Origin of the sequence: Actibacterium sp. 188UL27-1 (assembly GCF_016901225.1) — a bacterium.
Taxonomy (GTDB): Bacteria; Pseudomonadota; Alphaproteobacteria; order Rhodobacterales; family Rhodobacteraceae; genus 188UL27-1.
In genome coordinates, this window is record NZ_JAFEUL010000015.1 from 72,381 (window position 1) to 95,205 (window position 22,825).

The window sequence follows — 22,825 nt, forward strand, 5'->3', positions numbered from 1 at the left end:
GGTTTTCGGAACAATTAGAGAATAATCTCGCAGACTGTTTCAAATTCCCCACGGTTTTGAACAGTCGTTCCAGGCCCCTTGCCGTGACAGCGTGTTTCGATTGCAGTAATTATCACAAGCCTGGTCGCCAAAGGGATTTGGATGAGAGTCTGCCGCTCTGCCACCCTCCAATTGCTGCTTGCGACTTTTTTGTGGGGTGGTCTGCTCGGGAGCCCGGTTCGGGCCGAGTTTACATTGATAGATCGGGCGGAGGCCTGGTTCTTCTATACCCAGCGGGGTGTGGGGTCTCGCAATGCGGCCTGTCAGATCGTCAGTTGTGTCGATGGGATTTGCGGGGCGGGGGCGTCAAGCCGGACGCAATTCTCGCTTTACGATGCGCGTGACGGTTTGGGGATCACCCCTGAATTTGTGGCACCCCGGCGTGCACGACCACGTCAGACTGCAACATTGGAGGTAAATGAGCAGATCTTTGTGCTCAAGAACCTGTATTCCTCGCCGCAATATTATTTGCAGATCGAACAGCGCGATCATGCGTCAGAGATAATTGATGCCTTGAAAAATCTCGAAAGCCAGGATGAACAGGGCCTCTTCCATGTGACCGATCCACAGGGCCGTCGGCACCAGTTTACGGTAAAAGGTGTGACCGAAAGCCTGGATCGGATGGCGACCCGCTGCGCGCCAGCGCAATGAAACCTCAATGTGGCTTGAGACGGGTCGTCGCAATGATCTGGATGGGTTCGCAGTACCGGCACGAGGCGCTTTGATACGGCCTTCAAACTCTTATGCTGCACCTTCCAGTTGCAACTCATCTTCCAACCGCTGCGCTGTGAGCTGGTCCCGGCGCATTTTCTGGGCTCCGATGGCGCGATGAAGATGCTCGAATGGCGCGACATTGTCGGTTTGGGGAGCGCTCTTCAGGGCGAGCGAGGGCATATCGGCCGGCTTCTCTTCCTCCGGGAGGCTGTTTTTGAATGACGCCAAACCCGACCCGATGGGCATATCCGTGCTCTGCCCATCGCGGATGACGGTCACGCGGGTCAGTGGCAAGCCGATCAGGGGCTCCATCGATGCGCCGTTGAAATAATTGTCGGGGATCTCGATTTCCAGCCTGTCATTTGGACAAAAGAGACCGTTGGGCGCAGCAAGCTGCGCGCCCCGATAGTGCAAAACTGCCATGGGTTTTACTCCGTTTTTCTGATCCCGTATTGGATCAGCGATCTTTCGATATGGTTAACGGAGACTTCGATAGCAGGCGGCTGCATCCTGCGGGTCTCACGACCATTTGTGGCCGTATTCTGTGCGGAAACACGCGGTTGAAGCGGGACATTAACAGGCGATTACCGCCGAATATCAGCAGCCTGGGGTAGTATTTTGCTCGCATAGGTTGCATCGGCCGATTGGCGCGGATGGTTTGGGTTGTTTTGGGTCAAAAGCCGCCATGCGCCAGTTCTCGCTCACTGACCAAGGGTCAGATGTTAACGAAAACCCACTCAATCCTTAAAGCTACGGCTTTCCTTGATCTGGTCCCAGGCCCAGACAACCTCCTGCAGACGTTCTTCATCGCTGCGGTCGCCGCCATTCATATCGGGATGCAGGATCTTGATGAGCGCTTTGTAGGATTTACGGATCTCTGCCTTGGTCCAATGGTCATGGCATTCCAGAATATCCAGGGCGCGCCGTTCGGTGGGTGGCAGCTTGCGCGTTCCGGTGATGCTTTTGCCCGGGTTGCGGGTGGCATTGGCGCCCAGCACCTGATGTGGATCATCGACCCCCAGCCGTGCCCAGGCGCGCTGTTCTTCGGATTGCTTGCCAAAGGGCTTGGTCTCCCGCTCCCAAACACGGTCGCGGTCGATCTGGGCCTCCATTTCTTCTTCGGTCGAGCCGTTGAAAAAGTTCCATTTCAGATTGTATTCCCGGACGTGTTCCCGGCAAAACCAATAATAATCATCAAGCGTGTCGGGGGATTTCGGGGCGCGGTACTGACCGGGCTCCTGGCATCCGGGATATTCGCAAAGCCGCTTGCTAGTTTCAAAGGCACCGGACATCCCGCGCTTGCCGCGGGTTCGCTTTTTCTTGTCACTTGTGACACGGATATCAAACCCGAAGGGATCATCTTTGCTCATGTCCAGCCTCCTGTCGGTTCGTCTGGCTTTTCGACTCGGAGCGTCGAGTTTAGAGCTTTCCACAGCAGTGAGAAGAGGAAGAGTGTAGAAAATGTCTCGTGAAGCACAGATCACCGAGCGCCTGACCGCCGCATTTCAGCCGACCGAATTGGTGGTAACCGATGAAAGCGAAAGCCACCGTGGCCATGCCGGGTTCCAGGACGGGGGAGAGAGCCATTTCCATGTCCGGATACGGTCAGCGACCTTTGGACCGATGAACCGATTGGCGCGTCACAGGGCGGTCCATGGGGCGATCGGGCCGCAATTGATGGCCGAGATCCATGCGCTTGCCTTGGATGTGTCAGCCTGATTTCGCTCTACACGTCAGTGGGTTATTCGGCGGCTACTTCCGGTTTGTCATCGTCCCGGCCCAGCATGGCGCGGCGCACGCGGTCGCCGCTGATTGCGGCGGCTGCTGCCGCTGCCGCAGCGTTCGGTGACAGCTCATCGCCCGGGCGAATGGCCGGTCCAACGGGTGGCGCGTCAATTGTAGGATCGGGGATGGCAACCGGTGGCGCGACGGGAGTTTCGGGCTCCGCAGATGCGGGTGCGTCACTGGTCTCCTCAACCGGGGGGGTGAGAAGCCCTGCTATTTCCGCGCGAGCCTCCTCCGCCTGGGCAGGGCGGCGAAAGACCAGCATATTCATGAATTTGGTTGTCTTACCGGTCAGGCCCTGACGTTCTTCGCAGGGCAGGGTGTCGGCGCGCCAATATTCCCAACCATGGGTGCCGAGGTCGTTCATCATGTCTTCGAGTGCATGGGCAAAACGGGCCTCACCGCCCCGAAGTCCCTTGGCCTTTTTCCCCCGTTCGGGCGCGGGCATAACTTTGTATTCGTAGCGGGTCATGGCGGTATCATCCCTCTCAGCGCGCAGAGGTTAACGGATGCGCTCGCCCGCTCCAACCCCCGAACGACCGCTCGGCAAAGACCCGTTGCCGCGCCGCACCGGGTATACAGAACCGATGCACATTCCATACATACGGCGTATGTATCGCAGGTGCAGCATGAAGGTCAGCTAAGCTGATCTAATTATGGCAAGGAGCAGAGGACATGGCGCTGTTGGGCCGCCGTCCTTTTCAGGTGATGTTTCCGGTTTGATGAAACGGATCGGGCCCGCCCCCAGGGTGTCGCGGGCGTCAGGGAAGCGGTGGCTCATGGAGTGAAGAGCGACAGAACAGAAGATGTCGATATTTTTGGCGACATCGAACACGTTGTGAGGAGAAGCACGGCAACCTATATTATGAGCATTGTTTATTTTACCAAACGGAGATTTTGAGATGACAAAGCCGGCTTTTGACAGCTTGTGGAGCAACTATCCTTCGGAGCAAAGCCCCTGCGATCAGGCCTGGGCCAATCAATGTGCCATCCGCATGAGTGTGTGTCTGAACGGGGATGGCACGATCAAGATCAACGCCTCGACCTATACCGAACCCAAATGCAAGCACGGCCATGCCCGCGGTGCTGAATCCCTGGCTAACTATTTGTGGAAGTTTCATTTGAAGCGTCCGCAGATCTGGACGGATGGAGCCGATGCCAAAGATGATATCAAGCATCAGACGGGTATCATTTTCTTCAAGGACTGTTTCACGCGGTCTGGCCAGAATGTACAGACCGGCGATCACATCGATTTATGGAAATCGGGTATTACAAAGACCTATGGTGATCCCGGCAACAAAGCAAAGCAGGTGTGGTTTTGGAAACTTTGAAGTTCCGGATCTGGGTTATGGCGTTCACCATGATGGTGACCGCCGCCCAGGCTGATGATCGTGCCATCCTGGCAGATGGTGAGATGGCCGTTCTATCGGGGCGGACGGGCTGCCATGTTGTCATGATGACTGAGGCGCGGGACCAGGTGGTGGAATTGGACGTATCGGGATTGTGCCAGTTGCACCGCGACAGCACTGGCGCACCGCGTAGCGTGGAGGGGCCTGTGGGCCGGATTTTCCTGGTGGAGCAATCGGTGCCCGCGACGGACGGCTCTGGCGATTGTGACACACAGGTTCAGGCGGTGGCCGTCGGAGAAGACGGATTGGTTGTTGCCCCCAACACGGCCCGCGTGGCGTCTTGCCCACCCTTTCAATGGGACGAGGTGATGTTTTTGGGGGTGTTTTAGATAGCTCGCGCTGGAACGGGATCGGCGCTGTTGGCTGCGCCAAGGCGCCCCGCCCGCCGTCCCCGGCGGTTTTTGACAGAAAGCGCCGGGCTATCGCGCGCTGAACCCGAAAACCGTCAAGTCGCCAGTTTCTGAGAAACGAGCTCGTTCACCGCCTTTGGGTTCGCTTTTCCACCTGTCGCCTTCATGACCTGGCCCACGAACCAGCCAGCGAGTTTGGGGTTCACCTTGGCTTTTTCGACCTGGGCGGGGTTGTCGGCGATGATCTGGTCGAGGGCGGCCTCGATCGCGCCGGTGTCGGTGACTTGCTTCATGCCGCGCTCTTCGACGATCTGGGCAGGGTCGCCGCCTTCGGACCAGACGATCTCGAACAGGTCCTTTGCGATTTTGCCGGAGATAGCGTCGGCGGCCATGAGATCCAGGATACCACCCAGTTGCCCTGCCGAGATGGGGGAGGCGGTGATGTCGAGATCTTCTTTGTTGAGGCGCCCGAAAAGCTCGTTGATGACCCAGTTGGCGGCTTGTTTGCCGTCGCGGCCCTGGGCAACCGCCTCAAAGAAAGCCGCATTTTCGGTTTCGGCCGTGAGGACGGAGGCGTCATATTCGGTCATGCCGTAATCCGCGACGAACCGGGCCTTTTTGGCGTCGGGCAGTTCGGGCAGGGAGGCGGCGATGTCATCGACCCAGGCCTGTTCGATTTCGAGCGGCAGCAGGTCGGGGCAGGGGAAATAGCGGTAGTCATGCGCCTCTTCCTTGGAGCGCATGGAGCGGGTTTCGCCCTTGTCCGGATCATAGAGGCGGGTTTCCTGGTCAATCGTGCCGCCGTCTTCGAGGATGGCGATCTGGCGGCGGGCCTCATGGTCAATCGCGGCCTGGATGAAGCGCATGGAGTTCATATTCTTGATCTCGCAGCGGGTGCCCAGATGCGAGAAATCCTGGCTCTCTTGATAGCGTTCGTAATCGCCCGGGCGGCAGACCGAGACATTGACGTCAGCGCGCAGATTGCCGTTTTGCATATTGCCGTCGCAGGTGCCGAGGTAGCGCATGATCTGGCGGAGTTTGACGACGTAGGCGGCGGCCTCTTCGGGGCCGCGGATATCGGGGCGGGAGACGATCTCCATCAACGCGACGCCGGTGCGGTTGAGGTCGACGAAGGACATGGCGGGGTCCATGTCGTGGATGGATTTGCCGGCATCCTGTTCCAGGTGAATACGCTCGATCCGGACGATGCGGGCCACGCCGGGAGTCATGTCGACCAGCACCTCGCCTTCGCCCACGATGGGATGGTAGAGTTGGCTGATCTGGTAGCCCTGGGGCAGGTCGGGATAGAAATAGTTTTTGCGGTCGAAGGCGGAGTGTAGGTTGATCGCGGCCTTCAGGCCAAGCCCGGTGCGCACGGCCTGGGCCACGCAGGCCTCGTTGATGACGGGGAGCATGCCGGGCATGCCCGCATCGACGAAGGCGACGTTGGAATTGGGTTCCGCTCCGAAGGTTGTGGAGGCGCCGGAGAACAATTTTGCGTTGGTGGCGACTTGGGCGTGGACCTCAAGCCCGATGACCAGTTCCCAATCATGCTTGGCCCCTTGGATGACCTTGGGCTTGGGCGGTTCAAAGGTGAGGTCGAGCATGGGAGCCTCCGGATTGCGCAGGGTGCAGCGGGAGGTTTAGGCGATGGGCCGAGGCGGGGCAAGTGGCGCCGCGTCATATCCGTCGGGCGCGGCAAAGGTTGTGCCCGATCCGCGCGGGCGGTGATCCAGCACGATCCGGGCTGTTGGCCTGGCCAGTCAAAAGTCCGCAGCGATGCGGATATCCCGCAGGGGGCGCACGATCTGGATCGACTTTTGATAGAGCGGATGAGCTTTGTAGGCCTGCAAAGCGGCGTCATCGGCAAACTCGCCATAGACCACCACGTCGATTTCGGCTGACAGGGCATCGACACGGCTGTTTTGCATGATCTCCAGTGTCGTGGCGTGGGGGATTTCCTTGAGCAGCGACAGCCCTTTAATGATGCGGTCAATATCGGCTTTCGATGTGGCGCTGAAAAAGACCACATGTCGGATGAACGCGCGATCGGACATATCGGGACCTGCCTTTTTGAGATGCCTTGACTATGCGCAGGGGTAGGATACCGACCCGGGCCGCACAAGGCGGGGTCGCAGCGTTTTTATGCCGCGCAATCCGCATGTTGGTGCGTGACAGCCATTGCATCACCGTGGCCTGGTTTCCATAGTCAGGGGGCGGACACCGCTTGGCAGACCCGATGCCACCGGTCGATCCCCAACACATCGAATGGAATGGGAGAGGGCGCGATGCTGTGCAAAATTGGTGAGGTCGAGGTGTGGCGCATCCTGGAGATCCACGCCCCCTTCATGACCCCGGAAGAACTTTGGCCAGACGCCGATGCGGATGTCAGCGCCATTGTAGAGGCGCATGTGCCCGGCGGGCTATGCCCCCAGTCGGGCCGGTTGATCCTGCCGGTGCAGGGTTTTTTGCTGAAGACGCTCAGCCATACCATCCTGGTCGATAGCTGTGTGGGCAATGACAAGACCAATGCCGGGACGCCCGATTGGAACAAACGGTCAGATACCCGGTTCGAGGCGGCGCTGACGGCGGCGGGTGTTGGTTTTGATGACGTCGATTTCGTGTTGTGCACCCATCTGCATATGGACCATGTGGGCTGGAACACGCGGCTAGAGGATGGGCGCTGGATGCCAACCTTCCCCAACGCGCGCTACCTGATACCCGCCGCCGATGAAGAGGTGCATCGCCTTGGCGCGACGGACATGTACCGGGAGAGTGTTTTGCCGGTGATCGAGGCCGGGCAGGCAGAATTGGTCCAGACCGGCCACAGTTTAGGCGATGAGGTCACGCTGGTGCCGACACCGGGGCACACGCCGGGCCATGTGGCGGTCCTGATCCGCAGCGGAGGCCGGGAGGCGGTGATCACCGGGGACGCAATGCATTCGACAGTGCAGTGCTGGCACCCGGATTGGCACTTCGTGTATGACGGTGATGGGGAGCAGGCGACCGCCTCGCGGCGGCAGTTGCTTGAAGAGGCCTCCGAGACGGACCGGATCGTCCTTGGCAGCCACTTCGCGCTGCCCTCTGTCGGGCGGGTGAAAGCGGAGGGGGATGCGTTCCGGTGGGAGGAGCGGTGACCCGATCCTGTGACATGGTTTACATGATGCATTGTGATCAGAAAGGTTGAATTGAATAGGTGGTGCGGGCCGCAACACCGCTATCCGTTAGCTTGGTATCGCAAGATCTGAGGTGGTTCGTATCGCCACTTAAGTCGAACCACGGGTCAGGTTGCTTTGTCCCAAGCTCGACCAGTCGTTTGAAAAGAACGATGTCGCCAATCGCATCATTCTGCGGTTCCCCGTAAGTCATAGCTGTCCCGACGGTATAAGAAGCTTTCTTCATATCGGTTGTTCCGGCTGCGAGGAGGCGCCGGTCTATCGATCCCAAGCCATTGTTGAAGTATGGGAATCTCAAGAGAAAAGATCGCAGTGCTTTTGTAATGAAATCACCAGGATCTTGTGTCGAGATCCATTTCTCAACCTTTTGCACCGATCTGTGAGAAATGGATATCCACGCGTGTTCAAAGTAAGGGAGGCCGACCGGGATTAGATCTGAAGCGCGGTAAACGCCGCCTAAGTCTTCCATATGACAAAAACGCAAACCCCGATCATCAGTATTGGTGTGAAATAGTCGTATCGATAAAGTTGTCAGGTCGACCCTCTCCTGGACGAGGAGATGCACGGTCACTATCGCAAAAAAGACATCTTGAACACAATTCGCAACCCATATCTCAGCAGCATTGGCCTGTCTTACTGCTCGCGATAGGCGCTGATACTCTTCACTAAGGCCCGGGATAAAGTCCGGGCCATCATTTGATATTTGGATCGTCTTCCAATAGGTTTGCCTGCTTTTGAAGAAAATACCCTTTGTGCCGGTGGAATGGATTGGTCCGTGGGAGTAATCGTCGCAACATCCTATGACCATATCATCATGGTCAGATCCTGTTGTCTTAAACCACTGTCGAATGATACCCGCTACGGAATTTGATTGCGTGAGTATGAGCCTGCCACTCTTCGGTAAAGAGGGTACATCAAACACAATTTGGCCAATAGCTGTTTCGGTTTTGTTTCTGTTTGGGTCTACGACTCAATCCGCAGTGCAACGGGATCGCCGGTGACGACGCCGGTTGCGGGGAAGGCGGCGAGGGCGTCGTCCAAGGCGGCGCGGGTGGTTTTGTGGGTGACGAAGAGGACGGGAGCCTCGGGGGCTTCGTGCTGGTATTGGCGCATGCGGTCGATGCTGACACCAGCTTCGCCGAGGGCCGTGGCGACTTTGGCCATGGCTCCGGGTTTGTCGGACAGGGTCATGCGCAAGTAGTACGGGGCGGGTGCGGCGGCCTGGGCCGGTTTGGGCTGGGTCAGGCTGGAGACCGGCTGGCCAAAGGTCGGCACGGTCAGACCACGGGCCAGATCCATGACATCGCCCATCACGGCACTGGCCGTGGGGCCTTCCCCTGCACCAGCCCCGCGTAGGACGATCTGTCCCACGGCATCTCCTTCGAGAACGACCATGTTGGTGGCACCGTCCAATTGCCCCAGCGGGCTGGCCAGCGGCACCAAACATGGTGACATGCGTTGTTCCAGGCCGCGCGCGGTCGGCTGGGCCACCCCGAGCAGTTTGATCGCAAAGCCCATATCGGCGGCATGGCGGATATCATCGATGGAGACGCGTTCGATCCCCTCGATCTCGATCCCGGTGAAATCGGGCGTCGTGCCAAAGGCGACCGAGGCGAGCAGGGTCAGCTTGTGTGCCGCATCGATGCCCCCCACATCCAGGGTCGGGTCAGCTTCGAGATAGCCAAGCGCATTGGCTTCGGCGAAGACCTCATCATAGGGCAAACCGGCATCCCCCATACGCGTCAGGATATAGTTGCAGGTGCCGTTCATGACACCCATGACCCGGGTGATCTGGTTGCCAGCGAGCCCTTCGGTCAGGGATTTCATGACCGGGATGCCGCCTGCCACGGCGGCCTCGAACCGGATGGTGGCGTTTTGCGCTTCGGCACGTTCCGCCAGAGCCTGCCCATGGAGCGCGAGCATGGCCTTATTCGCGGTCACGACGGTCTTGCCCAGGTCCAGCGCGGCCTCGGTGGCGGCTTTGGCCGGACCATCTGCACCCCCCATCAACTCGACCAGGATATCCACATCATCGCGGCTGGCCAGGGCAACGGGATCATCCTCCCATCCGTAATCGCCCAGCGGTACGCCGCGATCCTTGTCGCGCGACCTTGCAGTGACGGCGGTAATCGCAACGGGGCGCCCCGCGCGGGTTTGCAGCATACCGGCCTGGCGGCGGACAATCTTGACGACCCCGGCACCGACGGTTCCCAGACCGGCAATGCCAAGGCGAAGGGGGGCGGTCATGGGCGGATCTCCGGACTGAATTGTGTTCGCGCGGCTTTAGCGCGCCGCGGCGCGGTCTGCAACGCTAGGGCCGGTCGGCCACGGCCTGATCCATGCGCGCGCGGTCCCTGTCTGACACGACGGGGCGGTTCAGTGCCGCACCCCGGGCCCGGGCCGCGGCTGCGCGCGCCTCGATCGCGGCGGTGGTATCCGGTGTGACGGTGGTGTTTGCCGCCTCGGCCAGAAGGGGATCGATATTAACGATCTGTGGAAAGGGTGCGGCCTGGCCTGCCAGGGTCACGGTCTGGTCAATGCTTGGGAACTGGGCGCATGCGCCGCAAAGGACAAGGCCGAAAAAGGCTACCACCTGGCGCATCATGGTCCGTCTCCTGAGGTTGACTTACCATAGTCGGCCCATCCCGCCGCGCAAGCCGACGATTTTCGATTGAATTGAACGGGCGTTCAGGAAACGATGCCCCATGGCACGCAAAACCGGCAGCTACGCGATATCGACACGCCCCAAGGTGCACCAATCGGCCCTGCGGCTGTTTGCGCAATATGGCTATGCCGCTGTTTCGATGCGCCAGATCGCGGCTGATGTAGGGGTGCAGGCGGGCGCGCTTTATACCTACACGCCCGACAAACAGGCCCTGCTTTTTGATCTGATGCGCGCGCATCTGGACGAACTGCTGGCCGCCTGGGCCACCGAGCCGCGGCCTGTGGGGGCCTTGGCGCGATTGGAAGGGTTTGTGCGGTTCCACATTCGCCACCATTTCGACCGGCCCGAAGCGGTGTTCGTGGCCTATATGGAACTGCGCAACCTGACGCCGGAAAACTATGCCCAGATCCAGCGCCTGCGCCGCCAGTACGAAGATGCGCTTGTGGATATCCTGGTCGATGGCCAGGCAGAGGGTTGCTTGACCGCCCCCGATACCCGGATTGCGGCAATGGCGATGATCGCGATGCTGACCGGCATCAACACCTGGTACCGCACCGATGGTCGATTAAGTCGCGCTGAGATTGGCCAGATGTACTGGGACATGGTGCAACGCGCCTTGGGCGTTCCGATGCCATCGGAGGCGGGCGCCGCGTTGACCCGCACCGGATAAGCCGCCTGAAAGTGCAGATCAGCTACAGGGGCTTTCAGGCCGCACTTTTGGAGAACGTTACCTGGTTGCGACCGGCGGATTTGGCCCGGTAGAGCGCGGCATCCGCCCGATCCAGCAGGTCCGCAATCTTGGGCTTGGTCGGACCCGGCATGGCCTGCGCCCCGTCAAAGATGGCGACTCCGATTGAGACGGTCTGATCAATGTCGATTGTCCCTTGCCGATCATTGGTCTGGGTGATGCGGATCGGATTTTCCTGAATAATCTCGCACAATCGTTCGGCGGCGATCTTGGCCTGCTTGGCGCTGGTGTCAGGCATGACGACCAGAAACTCCTCACCTCCGACCCGGGCCACCAGATCCACGCAGCGCAGATTTTCCTGCAGGCGATTTGATACTTCCTGCAACACTTCGTCACCGGCGCGGTGGCCATGCTTGTCGTTGACCAGCTTGAACCGGTCCAGATCCAGAACCATGACCGCGAATCGACGATGTGTTTCGCAGGCCCGCTCGTAAATCTCATCCAGATGAGACAAGGCATATCGCCGATTATAAAGACCAGTCAGACCGTCCGTCACGGCCATACGCAGCCCGTCTTTTACACTGCGGCGCAGCTGATCGGCCTGGCGTTTGCGCGCCATGTGAATGCGCAGCCGGTGGGCAAGTTCGTCATAATTCAACGGCTCGAACACAACGTCGGAGGCGCCCAGATCCAGGGCCATCGCGGCTTCGCTTTCGGCACCTTCCGGCACAACGATCACCGTGCGCGCATTGCGCAGCCCTGGGCGCGACCGCAATTCGCTGAGAAGGTGCAAACCATCCCGGGTGCGCTTTAGATCGGTGCGGATGACGAACACATCGGGCAGCCGTTCTTCGGGCAGATCCCGCAGCGCGCCGGAGCGTGTCATGATCAACCGCCGGTGTATCACCCGATCCTTAAGCGCATTGCGCCATTCCAGCGAAACGTGGGTATCTTCGGTGATCAGTGCAATTGTGCCAGGGGTTTCAAAGGCTTGTGGTTCTTCCTGGAATCCCAGCGCCTGGGTGGTGCCCTTGCGCAACGACAGCTCCTGCGCGATATCGCGGTTGCGCAAAACACTCCGTAGGCGCGCCATCAGGGTCATGTCGTTCAGTGGCTTGCACATGTATTCTTCGGCGCCGACGCGCAGCGCGCTCAACTTGATCTCGGGCGACATTTCCATGCCGGCCATCACGATGGGAATATCCGATGTGGACGGATTGTCCTTGAGTGCCCGACAGACTTCCAGCCCCTTGATATCGGGCAGATGCATATCCAAGACGATCAAATCCGGCTTTTCGCTCCGGGCAATTTCCAGAGCTTCAGCACCGGTGCTGGCTTGCAACACATCATAACAGGCAGATGCCAATTTAACTTTGAGGATAATGCGGTTTGTGGCAACCTGCTCGACGATTAGAACACGTCCGGCCATCCTATTCCTCCAGCGCTGTGATCCGCAAAAGATCACGAGGTGTTTCAATATGGATGTAAGTATCCCTTCAGATTGGTTAAAAAAGTCTTTCCGTGCAGGTAAAGGTAAACAGGGATGAAGCGGGAATCCGCCGAAACGCTCGCCCTTGAGGCGCTGACCTGGCTGGCACGCGATGATGAGCTGCTGCCGATGTTTTTCAACGCCACCGGAACGTCGGCCGATGATGTGCGCGAACGCGCGCAAGACCCCGTTTTTCTTGGCTCTGTGCTGGATTTCATCCTGATGGATGATGCTTGGATCACGGCATTTTGCGACGCCGCAGGCCATCCCTATGAGCGGCCGATGACGGCACGTGGTGTGCTGCCCGGCGGTGATCTGCCCCATTGGACATGACGTTGCATCAGGCGGCTTCAACCTCTGTCAACCTGCGCGGATTGATTTTTGACAAGGACGGGACGCTTTTTGACTATCAAAAGACGTGGGGCCCCTGGGCTGTCGCCTTTGTCGAAGAGATCAGCGGGGGTGATCACGACCTTGCCTTGGATCTGATGGACCGCCTGGGGCTGGATCCTGTCAATAAAGTTGTCCGCCCCGAAAGCCCCGCGGTGGCAGGCACGTTCGATCAGATCGTGGATTGCCTGCTTACGGGCCTGCCAAGCCATAACCGTACCGATCTGGTGCAGAAGATGATCGGTGCCTCGATGGACGCGCCCCTGGCGGAGGCCGTGCCGCTCAAGCCTCTCATGACCCGCCTGTGCGCGGCAGGGTACATCCTGGGTGTTGTTACCAACGATGCCGAACGCGCGGCCCATGCCCATTTGGACCAGGCGCAGATCACCGATCAGTTCGCGTTTGTCGCCGGGGCCGATAGCGGTGTCGGGGCCAAACCCGCGCCCGACCCCTGTCTGGCGTTCTGTGAGGCTGTTGGTCTGCACCCCCGAGAGGTCGCCATGATCGGTGACAGCACCCACGATTTGCATGCGGGGCGTGCGGCTGGCATGATATCCATCGGTGTTTTGACCGGCCCCGCGACCCGCGCCGATCTGACCCCCCATGCCGATATCGTTGTACCGGACATCGGTGCCCTGCCGGATCTTTTGGCTGGGCGCACCATGTGACCGAGCGCAGGTTTTTGGAAAACGACACGACATGTCGTATTCTGACGGCGGTTCGCCGCCTTGGCTCTGCAACGTGATCCCGGAACCCCAGGGAGATGGCGATGACAGGCACGGATCAGCAGCTAGCCGTATCAACGCGGCGTCGTCGCGCTGGCGGACGGGCCGGGAATGCCCGACGCAACTCTGCGGATGTCATTCAGCAGATGCCTTGGGATCCGCCCCGCAATGTTGATTGCCCGACGGAACCTTTGGATGGGGACGGGGTGGCGGCAATCCACGACACGGCGATGCGCATTCTCGAAGAAATCGGCATCGAATTTCTGAACCACGAGGCGCTTGATCTCTTCAAATCTGCTGGATGCACCGTGACCGGGACCAATGTTCGCATGGGGCGCGACTGGGTGATGGAAATGGTGGCACAGGCGCCTGCCCAGTTTACGCTGACCCCCCGCAATCCCGCCCGCGCCGTCACGGTTGGGGAGCGGGCGATGCTGTTCGGCAACGTTTCAAGCCCACCCAACTACTGGGACCGGGATGTGGGGAAGGTGCCGGGCACCCGTGCGCAATGTGCTGATCTGCTGAAGCTGACGCAGTATTTCAACTGCATTCACTTCGCCGGGGGCTACCCGGTGGAGCCCATCGATCTGCATCCCAGCACCCGCCATCTGGACGTTTTGTTCGACAAGCTGACGCTGTGTGACAAGGTCGTCCACGCCTATTCGCTGGGGCAGGAGCGTGTCGAGGATGTGCTGGAGATGGTCCGGATCGCGGCCGGGTTGGACCACGACGCCTTCGCAGCCCAACCGCACATGTACACCAACATCAATTCGACCTCGCCGTTAAAGCATGACGAACCGATGATCGATGGCAGCCTGCGCTGTATCCGGATGGGCCAGGCGGTGATCGTCACACCCTTTACCCTGGCAGGGGCCATGGCGCCGGTGACCATGACGGGTGCGATCGCGCTCTCACTGGCCGAGGCCCTGAGCGCGATCGCCCTGTTTCAATACGTGCGGCCTGGCACGCCCTGTGTCATCGGGACCTTCACGTCCAACGTCGATATGCGATCAGGTGCGCCTGCCTTTGGCACGCCCGAATACATGCGCGCGACCCAGATGACGGGGCAGATGGCGCGGTTTTACGGGCTGCCCATGCGGGCCTCGGGCTCCTGCGCGGCGAACGTCCCCGATGGTCAGGCCATGTGGGAAACCTCCAACGCGCTCTGGTCCGCCGTGCAATCGGGTGCCAACATCGTCTACCATGCGGCTGGCTGGTTGGAGGGCGGACTAATCGCCAGCCCGGCGAAATTTGTCATGGATTGCGAGATCATCCAGATGATCCAGCGCTATTTCGAGGCGTCCATTACCGATACGTCCCCCGATGCCCTGGCGCTTGAGGCGATCCGAGAGGTCGGCAGCATCATCCAATCGGGCGAGGCTGCGCATTTTCTGGACCGGGTGCATACCCAGCAGCGCTATGCCACCGCGTTTTATCAACCATTCGTGTCGGATTGGACCAATTTCGAAGGCTGGGATCTGGCGGGCGGTGTCTGGACGGCCGACCGGGCACATGACCTGTGGCGTCAGATCGTGGATAGCTTTGAGGCGCCGCCGATGGATCCGGCCATACGCGAAGAACTGGCGGATTTCGTCGCACGTCGGAAATCCGAAGGCGGCGCGCCGACCGACTTCTGAAGGTGTTGTTCTCAGATCAAGGATCCAGGCGCGGCGGGAGCTCTCTTTTCGGGCTGTGTGATGCGCAGAACGTGCGCATGGTCTGTCGTGGTCCTGCGCCCGGCCCAAACTGTGATGGCTGAATAGCACCCCTCGGATCAGCTTTGGGTCTCAAGATCAAATTCAGCATGCTAAAAGGTTGGCGGCTGACAATGCGGCAGAATGATCGTCCCGTCGGCAGGCGCACTCCCCGAAACCATGATCGCGTCGCCATGGGGCTGCGCCAGAACATGGCGGACGATTGGCCGGAGCCAATACTTCAGCGCTATAGCGACAGCCAATACGTTCCAGGCTGCATGTGGATTGAATATGTCCTCCCTTGGCGTAAAGGCGGTTTTACCAAAGTCCGGCGTCCCAACGGGTCGTGCCGGATGACTGTCTATTGTTGCCTTCGACTGGGGATGCTGGCGCGCATGCCGCTATCTTCCAATCCTTATCTAAACCCTTGTGCATCATAACCGTGGTTGATTGACCGACAGTCATTTGCAAATCAAACGATCAGAGAGGCTGGGCAACCACTCGATGTCAGGCAAGCTGCCGAGCAATGCTTGCGCGGCGATACCAAACAGATTGAGCAGTCGCAGACACGATGTCGTTTGACATTCATGCCATCCTTTGTCTCTCCAATCAGAAGCTGAGACCCCCTTTTTGACCCCCGGACTGATCGCGATACGGTCTACATTCGAACAGCGTGTGTCCGCAGCTCGACCGTAGGAACAAATGCTGGCACAAGTGGCAAAGCGGTCTTTTGTTCGATGTGTGAGCCACCAGACCTGTGATGATACGCGCAGGAACGCTTGTTCTCACGCCATCATTCCCAATGATGGTAAAACGTCTTGTGTGGCCCACTTTCCTTGGGCGCGTCGCGGCAGCGCAAGCCGTTGCGATTGAAAAATACCGCTTAACACGCGTCCATCATCCCTTTGAAACAGTATCGCGCAATTCCCTGTCGCGCGGTGAACACATGACTTTCCGACTGATTTCGGACAGAAGTGTTTCAGAAGTGTCCTCCGCAGATCATTGAACCAGTAGGCATCACGCGCATCGCTGTTCGGCCATCTCAGCATAAAGCCATCGCGAAACCGAAGACACTTCACCCGGGTAAGTAACAGGTCACAGCGCGGTCGAGATCTAACGTCTCCCTTGTCGGCGGCATCATATGCGCCGACTTGAGATGGTTCGGCGGAATTCGGGACAAGGCAATAACTGTCACCTTTGACGGAATGTCAGTAAGCAGCCGGGCCGGCTGCAACATGTCAGCGGTTGTTGCCGGAGGCCGCTGCGCGTTGCGCCTCACTTTCCACGAAATCCTCAAGCCCTTCGCGGTAGATCGTGGCCTGGCCGCGCCCGCCATATTTGGAGGCATAAAGCGCGGTATCCACCTCTCGCATCATGCGCTCGGACGTGGTCTCCGCCGAGCGTTCGGCGACGGAGATGCCGATGCTGCCTGAGATCCGGCAAACCTCCCCCTCAAACGGGATCGGTTCCTCCAGCCGTTTGATCATCCGGTTTGACAGGCGCATCAGATCCTCGTGGTTTGTCAGGCGGCTGAGGATGATCATGAACTCATCCCCCCCGATCCGCGCCACCCGGTCGCTCGCCCGCGTCTCCGTTCGCAGGTGATCCGCAACGGTTTTCAAAACCATGTCGCCTGCCGCATGGCCCATCGTATCGTTCACCGCTTTGAAGTAATCCAGATCGATCTGCATCAACGCAAACTCGGATCCACGCATCAGTCCATCTGCCAGGGCCGTGTCCAGTGATCGGCGATTTGCCAGCCCCGTCAGATCATCGGTCATGGCCTGCTCTTCTGCGGTGAGCTTGGCCGTTTGCAACCGATCATTCAGGCGCTTTTGTTCGGTCTGTGCCGCAGACTTCGCTTCAATCAGATACAGCATCTCGACCGTCAGGTCAGTTGCGGCGAAGTCACCGCAGGTCAGATCGAAGGTCTGGACCGCATCCACCACCGAGAACCCGAAGGACAGGTTCAACAGCACCTCATCGCGGCCTTGGAGCGGAACGGCCAGGCCGGTCATCGGAAGATGGCGGGCATGGCGCAGACGCAGCTTGATGCGACCCTGCATGGCTGTCGTCAGATCCGCGATATCGTTGAATGTTCGAGGGCGCAGAATGTCAAAGAAATCGCGAATGTCACTCCCTTCGATCTCTGGCCCCAGGCCAAGCTTGCGCAGGGTTGGCCCTGTGCCGACGATGACGCCAGAGGGAGAGACTACGACATGCAGCGGCATCAACCGGCTAATCGTGGCATCGCAGAATGCAGTATAGGGAGCGGCGGCCCCTGCCGTCACGGGTTTGGAGATCACATTCATACCGCTTTTTCCTTGATCTGCGTGCGGGCCAGGGAAAAGGCGTTGCCCTCGGCAAAGGCGGCATCCAGCAGATTGATCGCCAGGATAACGCCGGCCTCGGGATCGACCTTGTGGTCGATAAAGACCAGCGCCCCGTAATCATCGGCCAAGGCCCGCAGGATCCCCATCAAGACGAACCCGAATTCAGGATCGGCTTCCGACAGCGTTACCTCCACTTGGTTCGGGCCGGGCTCCACCGTATCCAGCCGGGGAAACTGCAGATCTGGCACGGCGAGCCGCACCCGGTCCGGCAGGTCGTCGAGAGAGTTCAAGAACTCCTCAAATGTCTCCCCCGCAAAGCGAAGCAGCCGACGAATGGCGCGGGTATTGCTGTGGGTGATCAGATAAGTGCCCACATCCTCCAGAACGGCAGGTCGACTTTTGTCCAGATGCAACGCGACCATATCCAGCATCCGGTGGGTCACCTGATCATCGTATTCCAGCATCGCCTCGAACCCCAGAGCCGGTAGATGCGCATCCCGCGCAACCGTATCCCAGGTGGATTGGCCATAGTTGTCTCTTATGAAACACTGGATCGATCTGTTGATGAGCCCATGCATGTGCGGCATCCGTTTCAAGTTGCCGCATCATAGGCCAAGATTTCTTAACAACACCGAAACAAGAAGAGATAGGGGACGGATCAACGATCCGGATGTTCACCGGTCACGCCGTCCCCACAGCTGCCCGGACGGGGGTCATATCGTCGGGGCGTTGCGCCAGGTAATCCATCAACTGCCGTTGGATCTGCGCGACGCATGGGCTGCCATAAAGATTGGTCAGCTCATGTGGGTCAGCTGTCAGATCGTAAAGCTCACCGACATTGGACTGCAGATCCATGGTCAATTTGTGGGTCTTGGTGCGCACCGTGCGCAAGGACAGGCCAACACCGACGCGCCCCGGCAACAGCTCCCATTCCGACAGCGCGTGGCTACGCGTGTCAGGCTCTCCCCTCAGCAGCGGCAGCAGGCTCTGCCCGTGCTGGGGTAACGCTGGTTCGGCCCGCGCCATCTCAAGAAAGGTGGCCGACAAATCCAAGGTCGAAACCGGTTCGTCACATCTGGTCTCTGGGGTGATCCCGGGCCCGCGCACGATCATCGGAACGCGCAACAATCCATCAAATGGCATCGGCCCTTTCAGCAGCAAACCGTGATCCCCCAACCAATCACCGTGATCGGAGATATAGATCACATAGGTGTTGTCGCGCAGGCCCGCCTCGTCCAGGGCGATCAGGATCCGGCCCACATTGTGGTCGATCAACGCGATCTGGCCATAGGTATTGGCAATGATCTGGCGCAACTGGGCGTCCGATTGTGGTGCGATGCGGCTGAATGCCTGGCGGATTGCGGCATTTTCTGGCGATCCCTCAGGGTCACCTTCCAGCGCGGCCTGATACCACCACGGGCGGCCTGACAAATCGCGCGTGCGATGGGGCGGCAGATCCACATCCGCGGGATCATGCAGGCGCGACCAGGGCTCAGGCGCGTCAAAGGGATGATGCGGATCGGGAAAGCTGATCCAGGTGCAAAACGGCGTGTCATCGCGGCGTTTCAGCCAATCAATGGCCCGGTCAGCAGTCCAGGTGGTGTTGTGCCAGGCCACTGGCAGCTGCGAATGCCAGGTTTGCGCGGCTCCGGTCTGTTGCGCCTTCCCCGCGCGATAAGCTGCATTCTTGGCCGCCCCGCGCCCATCGGCATAGAGCCAACGCTCATAATGCAGACCGCGCGGCGGCGCCTCGGGGAGGAACCAGTTATGGCCGATCAGCATCATCTCGGCATGGTCAAAACCCATATAGGGCCCGATCCAGTCGGGCGCATAATCCGCCGATGACATGACATTCTCGGGCGATCCGGTCGGCGCGGTGGTGTGATAGGTCGCAAAATGCGCCTTGCCGAACAATGCGGTGTCATAACCCGCGGCAGAGAGCTGGCCGGCAAAGCCCCGCGCGCCAATGTCAGGGTCCAGATCGATCCCGTTGTCATGCACGCCGTGGGTTCGGCATAACTGCCCCGTCAGGATAGAGGCGCGCGCCGGTTGGCACACCAATGAGGGCGCGATACACGCGCTGAAATGCAGACCGTCCCCCGCCAGTTGATCCAGATGCGGGGTCTTCACGCGCCGCCCGGCAAAGCCAAAGCAATCGGCCCGTTGCTGGTCGGCCGAGATCAGAACAATGTTGGGGCGGGTCATGACGCGGTGGTGGGTCGACGATACTGGGCTAAGACAATCACACTGATAGACATGACAACAAATATGGCAGAAATTGGGCTTGTCGCCAAGAAAAACGGGTCATTGCCCGTTGCCGCATAGGCTTGTCGCGCCGTTTCCTCCAGCCGACCGCCCAGGATGAACGCGATGACAAAGGGCAGGGGAGAGATATCAAGCCGCCGCATCACATATCCCAGGATCCCAAATCCGATGACGAACCACAGGGCGGCCATCCGCGTTTCCTGAACATAGATCGAGGTCAGGGTGAGCATCAGAACGACGGGCAACAGGATGTGTTTGGGGATACGGGTCATGATCGCCATGGATCGCATGACCGTGCCGCCGACGGTCCAGTTGATCAGATTGGCCAGCAACATGGTGGCGAATAGGCCAAAGGCGATGATCAGTTCTGGGTTCACGGCATCCTGATTGTACCGAAAGACGGCTGGCCCCGGGTTGAAGCCCCCAATGGAGTCCGCCGCGAGGATCAGAAAAACTGCCGCGGCATTGCCGGGGATCCCGAGGGACAGAACCGGGATTAGATTGGCGCCTGACACGGCGGAATTGGCGGCCTCGGTCGCGGCGATGCCTTCGGGGGCGCCTGTGCCAAAGGCGCGCGCATCGGGGGCCTTGCGGGCATGACGTCGTTTGCCAGCCGCATGGCCCAGTGTGGCGGCCAAGGTCGATCCGATGCCGGGCAAGGCGCCCACGGCGGTGCCGATCATGGCCGACCGCGCGATATGGGGCAAAAGCGGGCGCCGATCCTGCCAGGGCAGATGACGGATCTTGTCGTTGCCGGGTGGGCCGGGAGGGGCGTGGCCGGGTAGAGTTGGGCGCCCATACCCGCTGCGCGCCAGATCCTCCAATCCGCGAAAGACCTCCCCCAGGATCAGCACGCCAAGGATGACCGCCACCGCCGGAAACCCCTGCGCCAGCATGTCGGTTCCCAGGGACAGGCGGGGGTAAAAATCTTCTCCCGTTCCTATGGCGGCAACAAAAATGCCCAACCCTGCGGATAACAGCCCCTTGGCCACCGATCCGCCGATCACCGCTGCGATGAATGAAAGCGACAGGATCAGCAGCGCGGTCTTTTCTGGCAGGTCCAGATAGCGTTCGACCAGGGTCGCCAGAAACGGCGCACACAGGATCAGCACCAGATCAGAGAACGTGTCGCCGCTGGCAGAGCTGAAATGCGCGACCTTCAACGCCCGGCGCGCCTCGCCCCTTTTGGCCATGGGATACCCGTCCAGCGTGGTCAGATAGGCGTCGGGCGTGCCCGGCGTGTTGAACAGGATGGCAGGGACGGCCCCGCCCACCGTTGCCCCCTTCATGATCCCGATCAGGCATCCCATCACGGGCAGCAATGCATCGGAGGAAAACCCGAAGATCGAGATCAGGATAGGCAGGCTGATCGCCATCGCCATCGGGCCGCCCAACCCCGGTGTCGCCCCCACGAAGATCCCGTTCAGAAACCCGAACAGCACCATCGCAATCGTGGCCGAGATGCTGAGCCCAAAGATGGAAAACAGGACAGGCCCCTGGAATACCGCCAGAACCCCTGCCCAAGCATAGTCCAGCAGATCCATCCCTAGACGTCACCGTTGGGGGGCAAAAGCAGATCGTCAAACGGCAGGTCATAGATCAGGATCAGCCCGCCCGCCACGGTCAGCGCCACCAGGATACCGCGCACCGACAGCCGCCGCTCCACCACGGCGATCAGACCCGCAACAATGGCGATACTGCCGGTGATCAGGCCCAGATGTTTCCAAGGGGCCGTGTCGCGCAGCAACCGGTACTCGACACCATCGACCCACAGCCACGCCATGACCGGCCCGGTCCAGCGGATCAAGGCAAAGCCGAGAACCAGGATCCCGCAGATCCCCGCGAGCCAGCGCAGATGGGCAGGGCTCAGCGCCGGTCCGCCTGGCTCGACCAGCAGCAGAATGCCGGATACCAGCATCAGGATCGCCGCCAAGCTGGGCTCCATCGCGTCGCCGATTGTCACCTTGCGGCGGACCTGTTCCAGAATGCCGCTTTCCGTGTCCAGCGGGATCCAGACCAGCAGCACGATCAGCGCCAGGGCAATGACGACCAGCCCCAGCACCGTGTTGGCATTCACGTCCCTACCGGTCATGGAGGGCGGCCCGCTATTCCGAGGCAGCCTCCAGCAGGCCACCCGCCGCGTCATATCCGTCCTGCAGCAGCGTTTGCAGGTCATCGCCGCTGATCACGGCTGGTCCACCAAAGGCCTTGCCGATCATGGTGCCTGCCTTGCTCTCCGGGTCATTTACGATCTGGGCAATGGCCTCGCTCATCGCGGTTTTGGCCTCATCGGGCAGGCCCTTGGGGGCCACGAAAACGAAATAGCCATCCGCGTCGAATGGCACGCCCAGATCAGCAATCGCCGGTGCCTCGGGGGTTTGCTTCAGGGGGCGCGACATGGCCGAGGCCAGGTTGACCAGGTCACCCGCCGCGACGCCATTGGTCTGAATGCCGGCCATGAATCCAACATCCATATCGCCCGCCGTGACGCCATCCAGAACGGCCTTGCCCCCTTTGACCTCAATAATATTGAAATCAACGCCCTGCGATTGACCTAAAAGATACGCCAAATCAGCCAATTTGGGCGACATTACCCCAAAGCGTATTGGTGTCCCGTCCTTGGCTGCAGAAATCATCTGATCCCACGCTGTCCACCCCTTGCTTGCCGGAGCAACAATCCCCATTTGAAAACTGGCGGTCGTGGTTAGGGCAGTAAAGTCCGCCGGGGTTAACGGTGTTTTTGCTGCCGCCATGTTGTAGCCAAGGCTTTCTGTAACCAGCATTCCGATGACAGTGCCATCCGCTGGGGCCTCAGCCAAAGCCGTAGCTAAGGTTAGTCCACCTTTTCCAGTGACCTGTTCGGGAATGATCTTCCATCCCAGACGTGTTTCCAGGTCTTCTGCGATGAGACGGGCTTGGGTATCGGCACCGCCACCTGCGCGAAACCCGATCATCAGTTTCACAGGGCCAGGTGGGGTCCAATCCGCGGCAATCCCTGCGGTTGCCATAACACTAACACCGAATGCTGCAACAAGACGCTTGAGTAAAGGTTTCATAAGGTGACCCTCCCGCGGGTGTTGGACTTTGGGTTCGTATGCATCCG

General features: G+C 59.7%; 24 protein-coding genes. 9 read left to right on the top strand and 15 right to left on the bottom strand.

All coding sequences use genetic code 11. From position 1 onward, the window contains the following. The first annotated feature begins 141 nt into the window (after positions 1–141). Positions 142–690 (top strand): hypothetical protein, encoded by a 549-nt coding sequence (locus IU397_RS17205; RefSeq protein WP_204416134.1) that lies wholly within the window; start codon positions 142–144, stop codon positions 688–690. A 90-nt stretch (positions 691–780) separates the two neighbouring features. On the opposite strand, the gene IU397_RS17210 is transcribed toward IU397_RS17205, so the two are convergent. Then, positions 781–1,176, bottom strand: a complete 396-nt coding sequence (locus IU397_RS17210) for a hypothetical protein (RefSeq protein WP_204416136.1) — start codon at positions 1,174–1,176, stop codon at positions 781–783. Positions 1,177–1,490: 314 nt separating this feature from the next. Beyond that, positions 1,491–2,123, bottom strand: coding sequence for a DnaJ domain-containing protein (locus IU397_RS17215; RefSeq protein WP_204416144.1), 633 nt, complete (start codon positions 2,121–2,123; stop codon positions 1,491–1,493). 91 nt (positions 2,124–2,214) lie between these two features. Between IU397_RS17215 and IU397_RS17220 the strand changes: the two genes are divergently transcribed. Next, positions 2,215–2,472 carry a BolA family transcriptional regulator gene (locus IU397_RS17220; protein WP_204416146.1) on the top strand — a complete coding sequence of 86 codons (258 nt, stop codon included), beginning with the start codon at positions 2,215–2,217 and terminating at the stop codon, positions 2,470–2,472. A gap of 22 nt (positions 2,473–2,494) precedes the next feature. Here IU397_RS17220 and IU397_RS23420 read toward each other — a convergent pair whose 3' ends face one another. Then, positions 2,495–3,010 (bottom strand): hypothetical protein, encoded by a 516-nt coding sequence (locus tag IU397_RS23420; RefSeq protein WP_239479890.1) that lies wholly within the window; start codon positions 3,008–3,010, stop codon positions 2,495–2,497. Positions 3,011–3,410: 400 nt separating this feature from the next. On the opposite strand from IU397_RS23420, the gene IU397_RS17230 reads away from it, so the two are divergent. Together IU397_RS17230 and IU397_RS17235 are read left to right on the top strand one after the other, a co-directional pair. Further along, entirely contained in the window at positions 3,411–3,869 is a 459-nt protein-coding gene (locus IU397_RS17230) for a T6SS effector amidase Tae4 family protein (protein WP_204416148.1), read from the top strand. 17 nt (positions 3,870–3,886) lie between these two features. Next, the gene (locus IU397_RS17235; protein ID WP_204416149.1) at positions 3,887–4,276 is read left to right on the top strand and encodes a hypothetical protein; all 390 of its coding nucleotides are present in this window, start codon (positions 3,887–3,889) and stop codon (positions 4,274–4,276) included. A gap of 116 nt (positions 4,277–4,392) precedes the next feature. Here the strand turns inward: IU397_RS17235 and gatB are convergent, their stop codons facing one another. Together gatB and IU397_RS17245 are read right to left on the bottom strand one after the other, a co-directional pair. Beyond that, entirely contained in the window at positions 4,393–5,904 is a 1,512-nt protein-coding gene (gene gatB / locus IU397_RS17240; RefSeq protein ID WP_204416151.1) for an Asp-tRNA(Asn)/Glu-tRNA(Gln) amidotransferase subunit GatB, read from the bottom strand. A gap of 156 nt (positions 5,905–6,060) precedes the next feature. Further along, complete coding sequence (locus tag IU397_RS17245) at positions 6,061–6,354, bottom strand: Dabb family protein (RefSeq protein ID WP_204416152.1); 294 nt, start codon at positions 6,352–6,354, stop codon at positions 6,061–6,063. Positions 6,355–6,585: 231 nt separating this feature from the next. On the opposite strand from IU397_RS17245, the gene IU397_RS17250 reads away from it, so the two are divergent. Next, positions 6,586–7,434, top strand: coding sequence for an MBL fold metallo-hydrolase (locus IU397_RS17250; protein ID WP_204416153.1), 849 nt, complete (start codon positions 6,586–6,588; stop codon positions 7,432–7,434). A 37-nt stretch (positions 7,435–7,471) separates the two neighbouring features. Here IU397_RS17250 and IU397_RS17255 read toward each other — a convergent pair whose 3' ends face one another. From IU397_RS17255 to IU397_RS17265, 3 genes are all read right to left on the bottom strand, one after another. Next, on the bottom strand, positions 7,472–8,395 hold the full coding sequence (locus IU397_RS17255) for a DUF1835 domain-containing protein (RefSeq protein WP_204416154.1): 924 nt from the start codon (positions 8,393–8,395) through the stop codon (positions 7,472–7,474). Positions 8,396–8,436: 41 nt separating this feature from the next. Next, positions 8,437–9,720 carry a homoserine dehydrogenase gene (locus tag IU397_RS17260; protein WP_204416155.1) on the bottom strand — a complete coding sequence of 428 codons (1,284 nt, stop codon included), beginning with the start codon at positions 9,718–9,720 and terminating at the stop codon, positions 8,437–8,439. Between the two features lie 64 nt (positions 9,721–9,784). After that, complete coding sequence (locus IU397_RS17265; RefSeq protein WP_204416156.1) at positions 9,785–10,078, bottom strand: hypothetical protein; 294 nt, start codon at positions 10,076–10,078, stop codon at positions 9,785–9,787. A 100-nt stretch (positions 10,079–10,178) separates the two neighbouring features. On the opposite strand from IU397_RS17265, the gene IU397_RS17270 reads away from it, so the two are divergent. Next, on the top strand, positions 10,179–10,808 hold the full coding sequence (locus IU397_RS17270) for a TetR/AcrR family transcriptional regulator (protein ID WP_204416157.1): 630 nt from the start codon (positions 10,179–10,181) through the stop codon (positions 10,806–10,808). A gap of 34 nt (positions 10,809–10,842) precedes the next feature. Here the strand turns inward: IU397_RS17270 and IU397_RS17275 are convergent, their stop codons facing one another. Next, positions 10,843–12,255: a diguanylate cyclase gene (locus IU397_RS17275; protein ID WP_204416164.1), complete on the bottom strand. Its 1,413-nt coding sequence runs from the start codon at positions 12,253–12,255 to the stop codon at positions 10,843–10,845. A 114-nt stretch (positions 12,256–12,369) separates the two neighbouring features. Here IU397_RS17275 and IU397_RS17280 point away from each other — a divergent pair, with 114 nt between their 5' ends. The 3 genes from IU397_RS17280 (at position 12,370) to IU397_RS17290 (ending at position 15,067) form a co-directional block, all read left to right on the top strand. After that, a complete protein-coding gene (locus IU397_RS17280) occupies positions 12,370–12,648 on the top strand; it encodes a DUF3572 domain-containing protein (protein WP_204416166.1) in 279 nt (92 codons plus the stop codon). Positions 12,649–12,650: 2 nt separating this feature from the next. Beyond that, a complete protein-coding gene (locus tag IU397_RS17285; RefSeq protein WP_239479891.1) occupies positions 12,651–13,373 on the top strand; it encodes an HAD family hydrolase in 723 nt (240 codons plus the stop codon). A 101-nt stretch (positions 13,374–13,474) separates the two neighbouring features. After that, a complete protein-coding gene (locus IU397_RS17290; protein ID WP_204416169.1) occupies positions 13,475–15,067 on the top strand; it encodes a trimethylamine methyltransferase family protein in 1,593 nt (530 codons plus the stop codon). A 1,295-nt stretch (positions 15,068–16,362) separates the two neighbouring features. Here the strand turns inward: IU397_RS17290 and IU397_RS17295 are convergent. From IU397_RS17295 to IU397_RS17320, 6 genes are all read right to left on the bottom strand, one after another. Next, complete coding sequence (locus IU397_RS17295) at positions 16,363–17,436, bottom strand: diguanylate cyclase domain-containing protein (protein ID WP_204416171.1); 1,074 nt, start codon at positions 17,434–17,436, stop codon at positions 16,363–16,365. Continuing rightward, the gene (locus IU397_RS17300) at positions 17,433–18,035 is read right to left on the bottom strand and encodes a heme NO-binding domain-containing protein (protein WP_204416173.1); all 603 of its coding nucleotides are present in this window, start codon (positions 18,033–18,035) and stop codon (positions 17,433–17,435) included. Before IU397_RS17300 ends, IU397_RS17295 begins: the two co-directional genes overlap by 4 nt. 103 nt (positions 18,036–18,138) lie before the next feature. Further along, complete coding sequence (locus tag IU397_RS17305) at positions 18,139–19,662, bottom strand: sulfatase-like hydrolase/transferase (protein WP_204416175.1); 1,524 nt, start codon at positions 19,660–19,662, stop codon at positions 18,139–18,141. After that, entirely contained in the window at positions 19,659–21,266 is a 1,608-nt protein-coding gene (locus IU397_RS17310; RefSeq protein ID WP_204416177.1) for a tripartite tricarboxylate transporter permease, read from the bottom strand. Before IU397_RS17310 ends, IU397_RS17305 begins: the two co-directional genes overlap by 4 nt. A gap of 2 nt (positions 21,267–21,268) precedes the next feature. Beyond that, entirely contained in the window at positions 21,269–21,814 is a 546-nt protein-coding gene (locus IU397_RS17315) for a hypothetical protein (RefSeq protein ID WP_204416179.1), read from the bottom strand. A gap of 13 nt (positions 21,815–21,827) precedes the next feature. Then, on the bottom strand, positions 21,828–22,778 hold the full coding sequence (locus IU397_RS17320; protein WP_204416181.1) for a tripartite tricarboxylate transporter substrate binding protein: 951 nt from the start codon (positions 22,776–22,778) through the stop codon (positions 21,828–21,830). Positions 22,779–22,825 lie beyond the last annotated feature (47 nt).

Excerpts from the sequence above, each read along its gene's own strand:
- IU397_RS17205 (WP_204416134.1), top strand. The coding sequence starts at position 142 with ATGAGAGTCTGCCGCTCTGCCACCCTCCAATTGCTGCTTGCGACTTTT.
- IU397_RS17210 (WP_204416136.1), bottom strand. The coding sequence starts at position 1,176 with ATGGCAGTTTTGCACTATCGGGGCGCGCAGCTTGCTGCGCCCAACGGT.
- IU397_RS17215 (WP_204416144.1), bottom strand. The coding sequence starts at position 2,123 with ATGAGCAAAGATGATCCCTTCGGGTTTGATATCCGTGTCACAAGTGAC.
- IU397_RS17220 (WP_204416146.1), top strand. The coding sequence starts at position 2,215 with ATGTCTCGTGAAGCACAGATCACCGAGCGCCTGACCGCCGCATTTCAG.
- IU397_RS23420 (WP_239479890.1), bottom strand. The coding sequence starts at position 3,010 with ATGACCCGCTACGAATACAAAGTTATGCCCGCGCCCGAACGGGGGAAA.
- IU397_RS17235 (WP_204416149.1), top strand. The coding sequence starts at position 3,887 with ATGGCGTTCACCATGATGGTGACCGCCGCCCAGGCTGATGATCGTGCC.
- gatB (WP_204416151.1), bottom strand. The coding sequence starts at position 5,904 with ATGCTCGACCTCACCTTTGAACCGCCCAAGCCCAAGGTCATCCAAGGG.
- IU397_RS17245 (WP_204416152.1), bottom strand. The coding sequence starts at position 6,354 with ATGTCCGATCGCGCGTTCATCCGACATGTGGTCTTTTTCAGCGCCACA.
- IU397_RS17250 (WP_204416153.1), top strand. The coding sequence starts at position 6,586 with ATGCTGTGCAAAATTGGTGAGGTCGAGGTGTGGCGCATCCTGGAGATC.
- IU397_RS17260 (WP_204416155.1), bottom strand. The coding sequence starts at position 9,720 with ATGACCGCCCCCCTTCGCCTTGGCATTGCCGGTCTGGGAACCGTCGGT.
- IU397_RS17265 (WP_204416156.1), bottom strand. The coding sequence starts at position 10,078 with ATGATGCGCCAGGTGGTAGCCTTTTTCGGCCTTGTCCTTTGCGGCGCA.
- IU397_RS17270 (WP_204416157.1), top strand. The coding sequence starts at position 10,179 with ATGGCACGCAAAACCGGCAGCTACGCGATATCGACACGCCCCAAGGTG.
- IU397_RS17275 (WP_204416164.1), bottom strand. The coding sequence starts at position 12,255 with ATGGCCGGACGTGTTCTAATCGTCGAGCAGGTTGCCACAAACCGCATT.
- IU397_RS17280 (WP_204416166.1), top strand. The coding sequence starts at position 12,370 with ATGAAGCGGGAATCCGCCGAAACGCTCGCCCTTGAGGCGCTGACCTGG.
- IU397_RS17290 (WP_204416169.1), top strand. The coding sequence starts at position 13,475 with ATGACAGGCACGGATCAGCAGCTAGCCGTATCAACGCGGCGTCGTCGC.
- IU397_RS17295 (WP_204416171.1), bottom strand. The coding sequence starts at position 17,436 with ATGAATGTGATCTCCAAACCCGTGACGGCAGGGGCCGCCGCTCCCTAT.
- IU397_RS17300 (WP_204416173.1), bottom strand. The coding sequence starts at position 18,035 with ATGCATGGGCTCATCAACAGATCGATCCAGTGTTTCATAAGAGACAAC.
- IU397_RS17305 (WP_204416175.1), bottom strand. The coding sequence starts at position 19,662 with ATGACCCGCCCCAACATTGTTCTGATCTCGGCCGACCAGCAACGGGCC.
- IU397_RS17310 (WP_204416177.1), bottom strand. The coding sequence starts at position 21,266 with ATGGATCTGCTGGACTATGCTTGGGCAGGGGTTCTGGCGGTATTCCAG.
- IU397_RS17315 (WP_204416179.1), bottom strand. The coding sequence starts at position 21,814 with ATGACCGGTAGGGACGTGAATGCCAACACGGTGCTGGGGCTGGTCGTC.
- IU397_RS17320 (WP_204416181.1), bottom strand. The coding sequence starts at position 22,778 with ATGAAACCTTTACTCAAGCGTCTTGTTGCAGCATTCGGTGTTAGTGTT.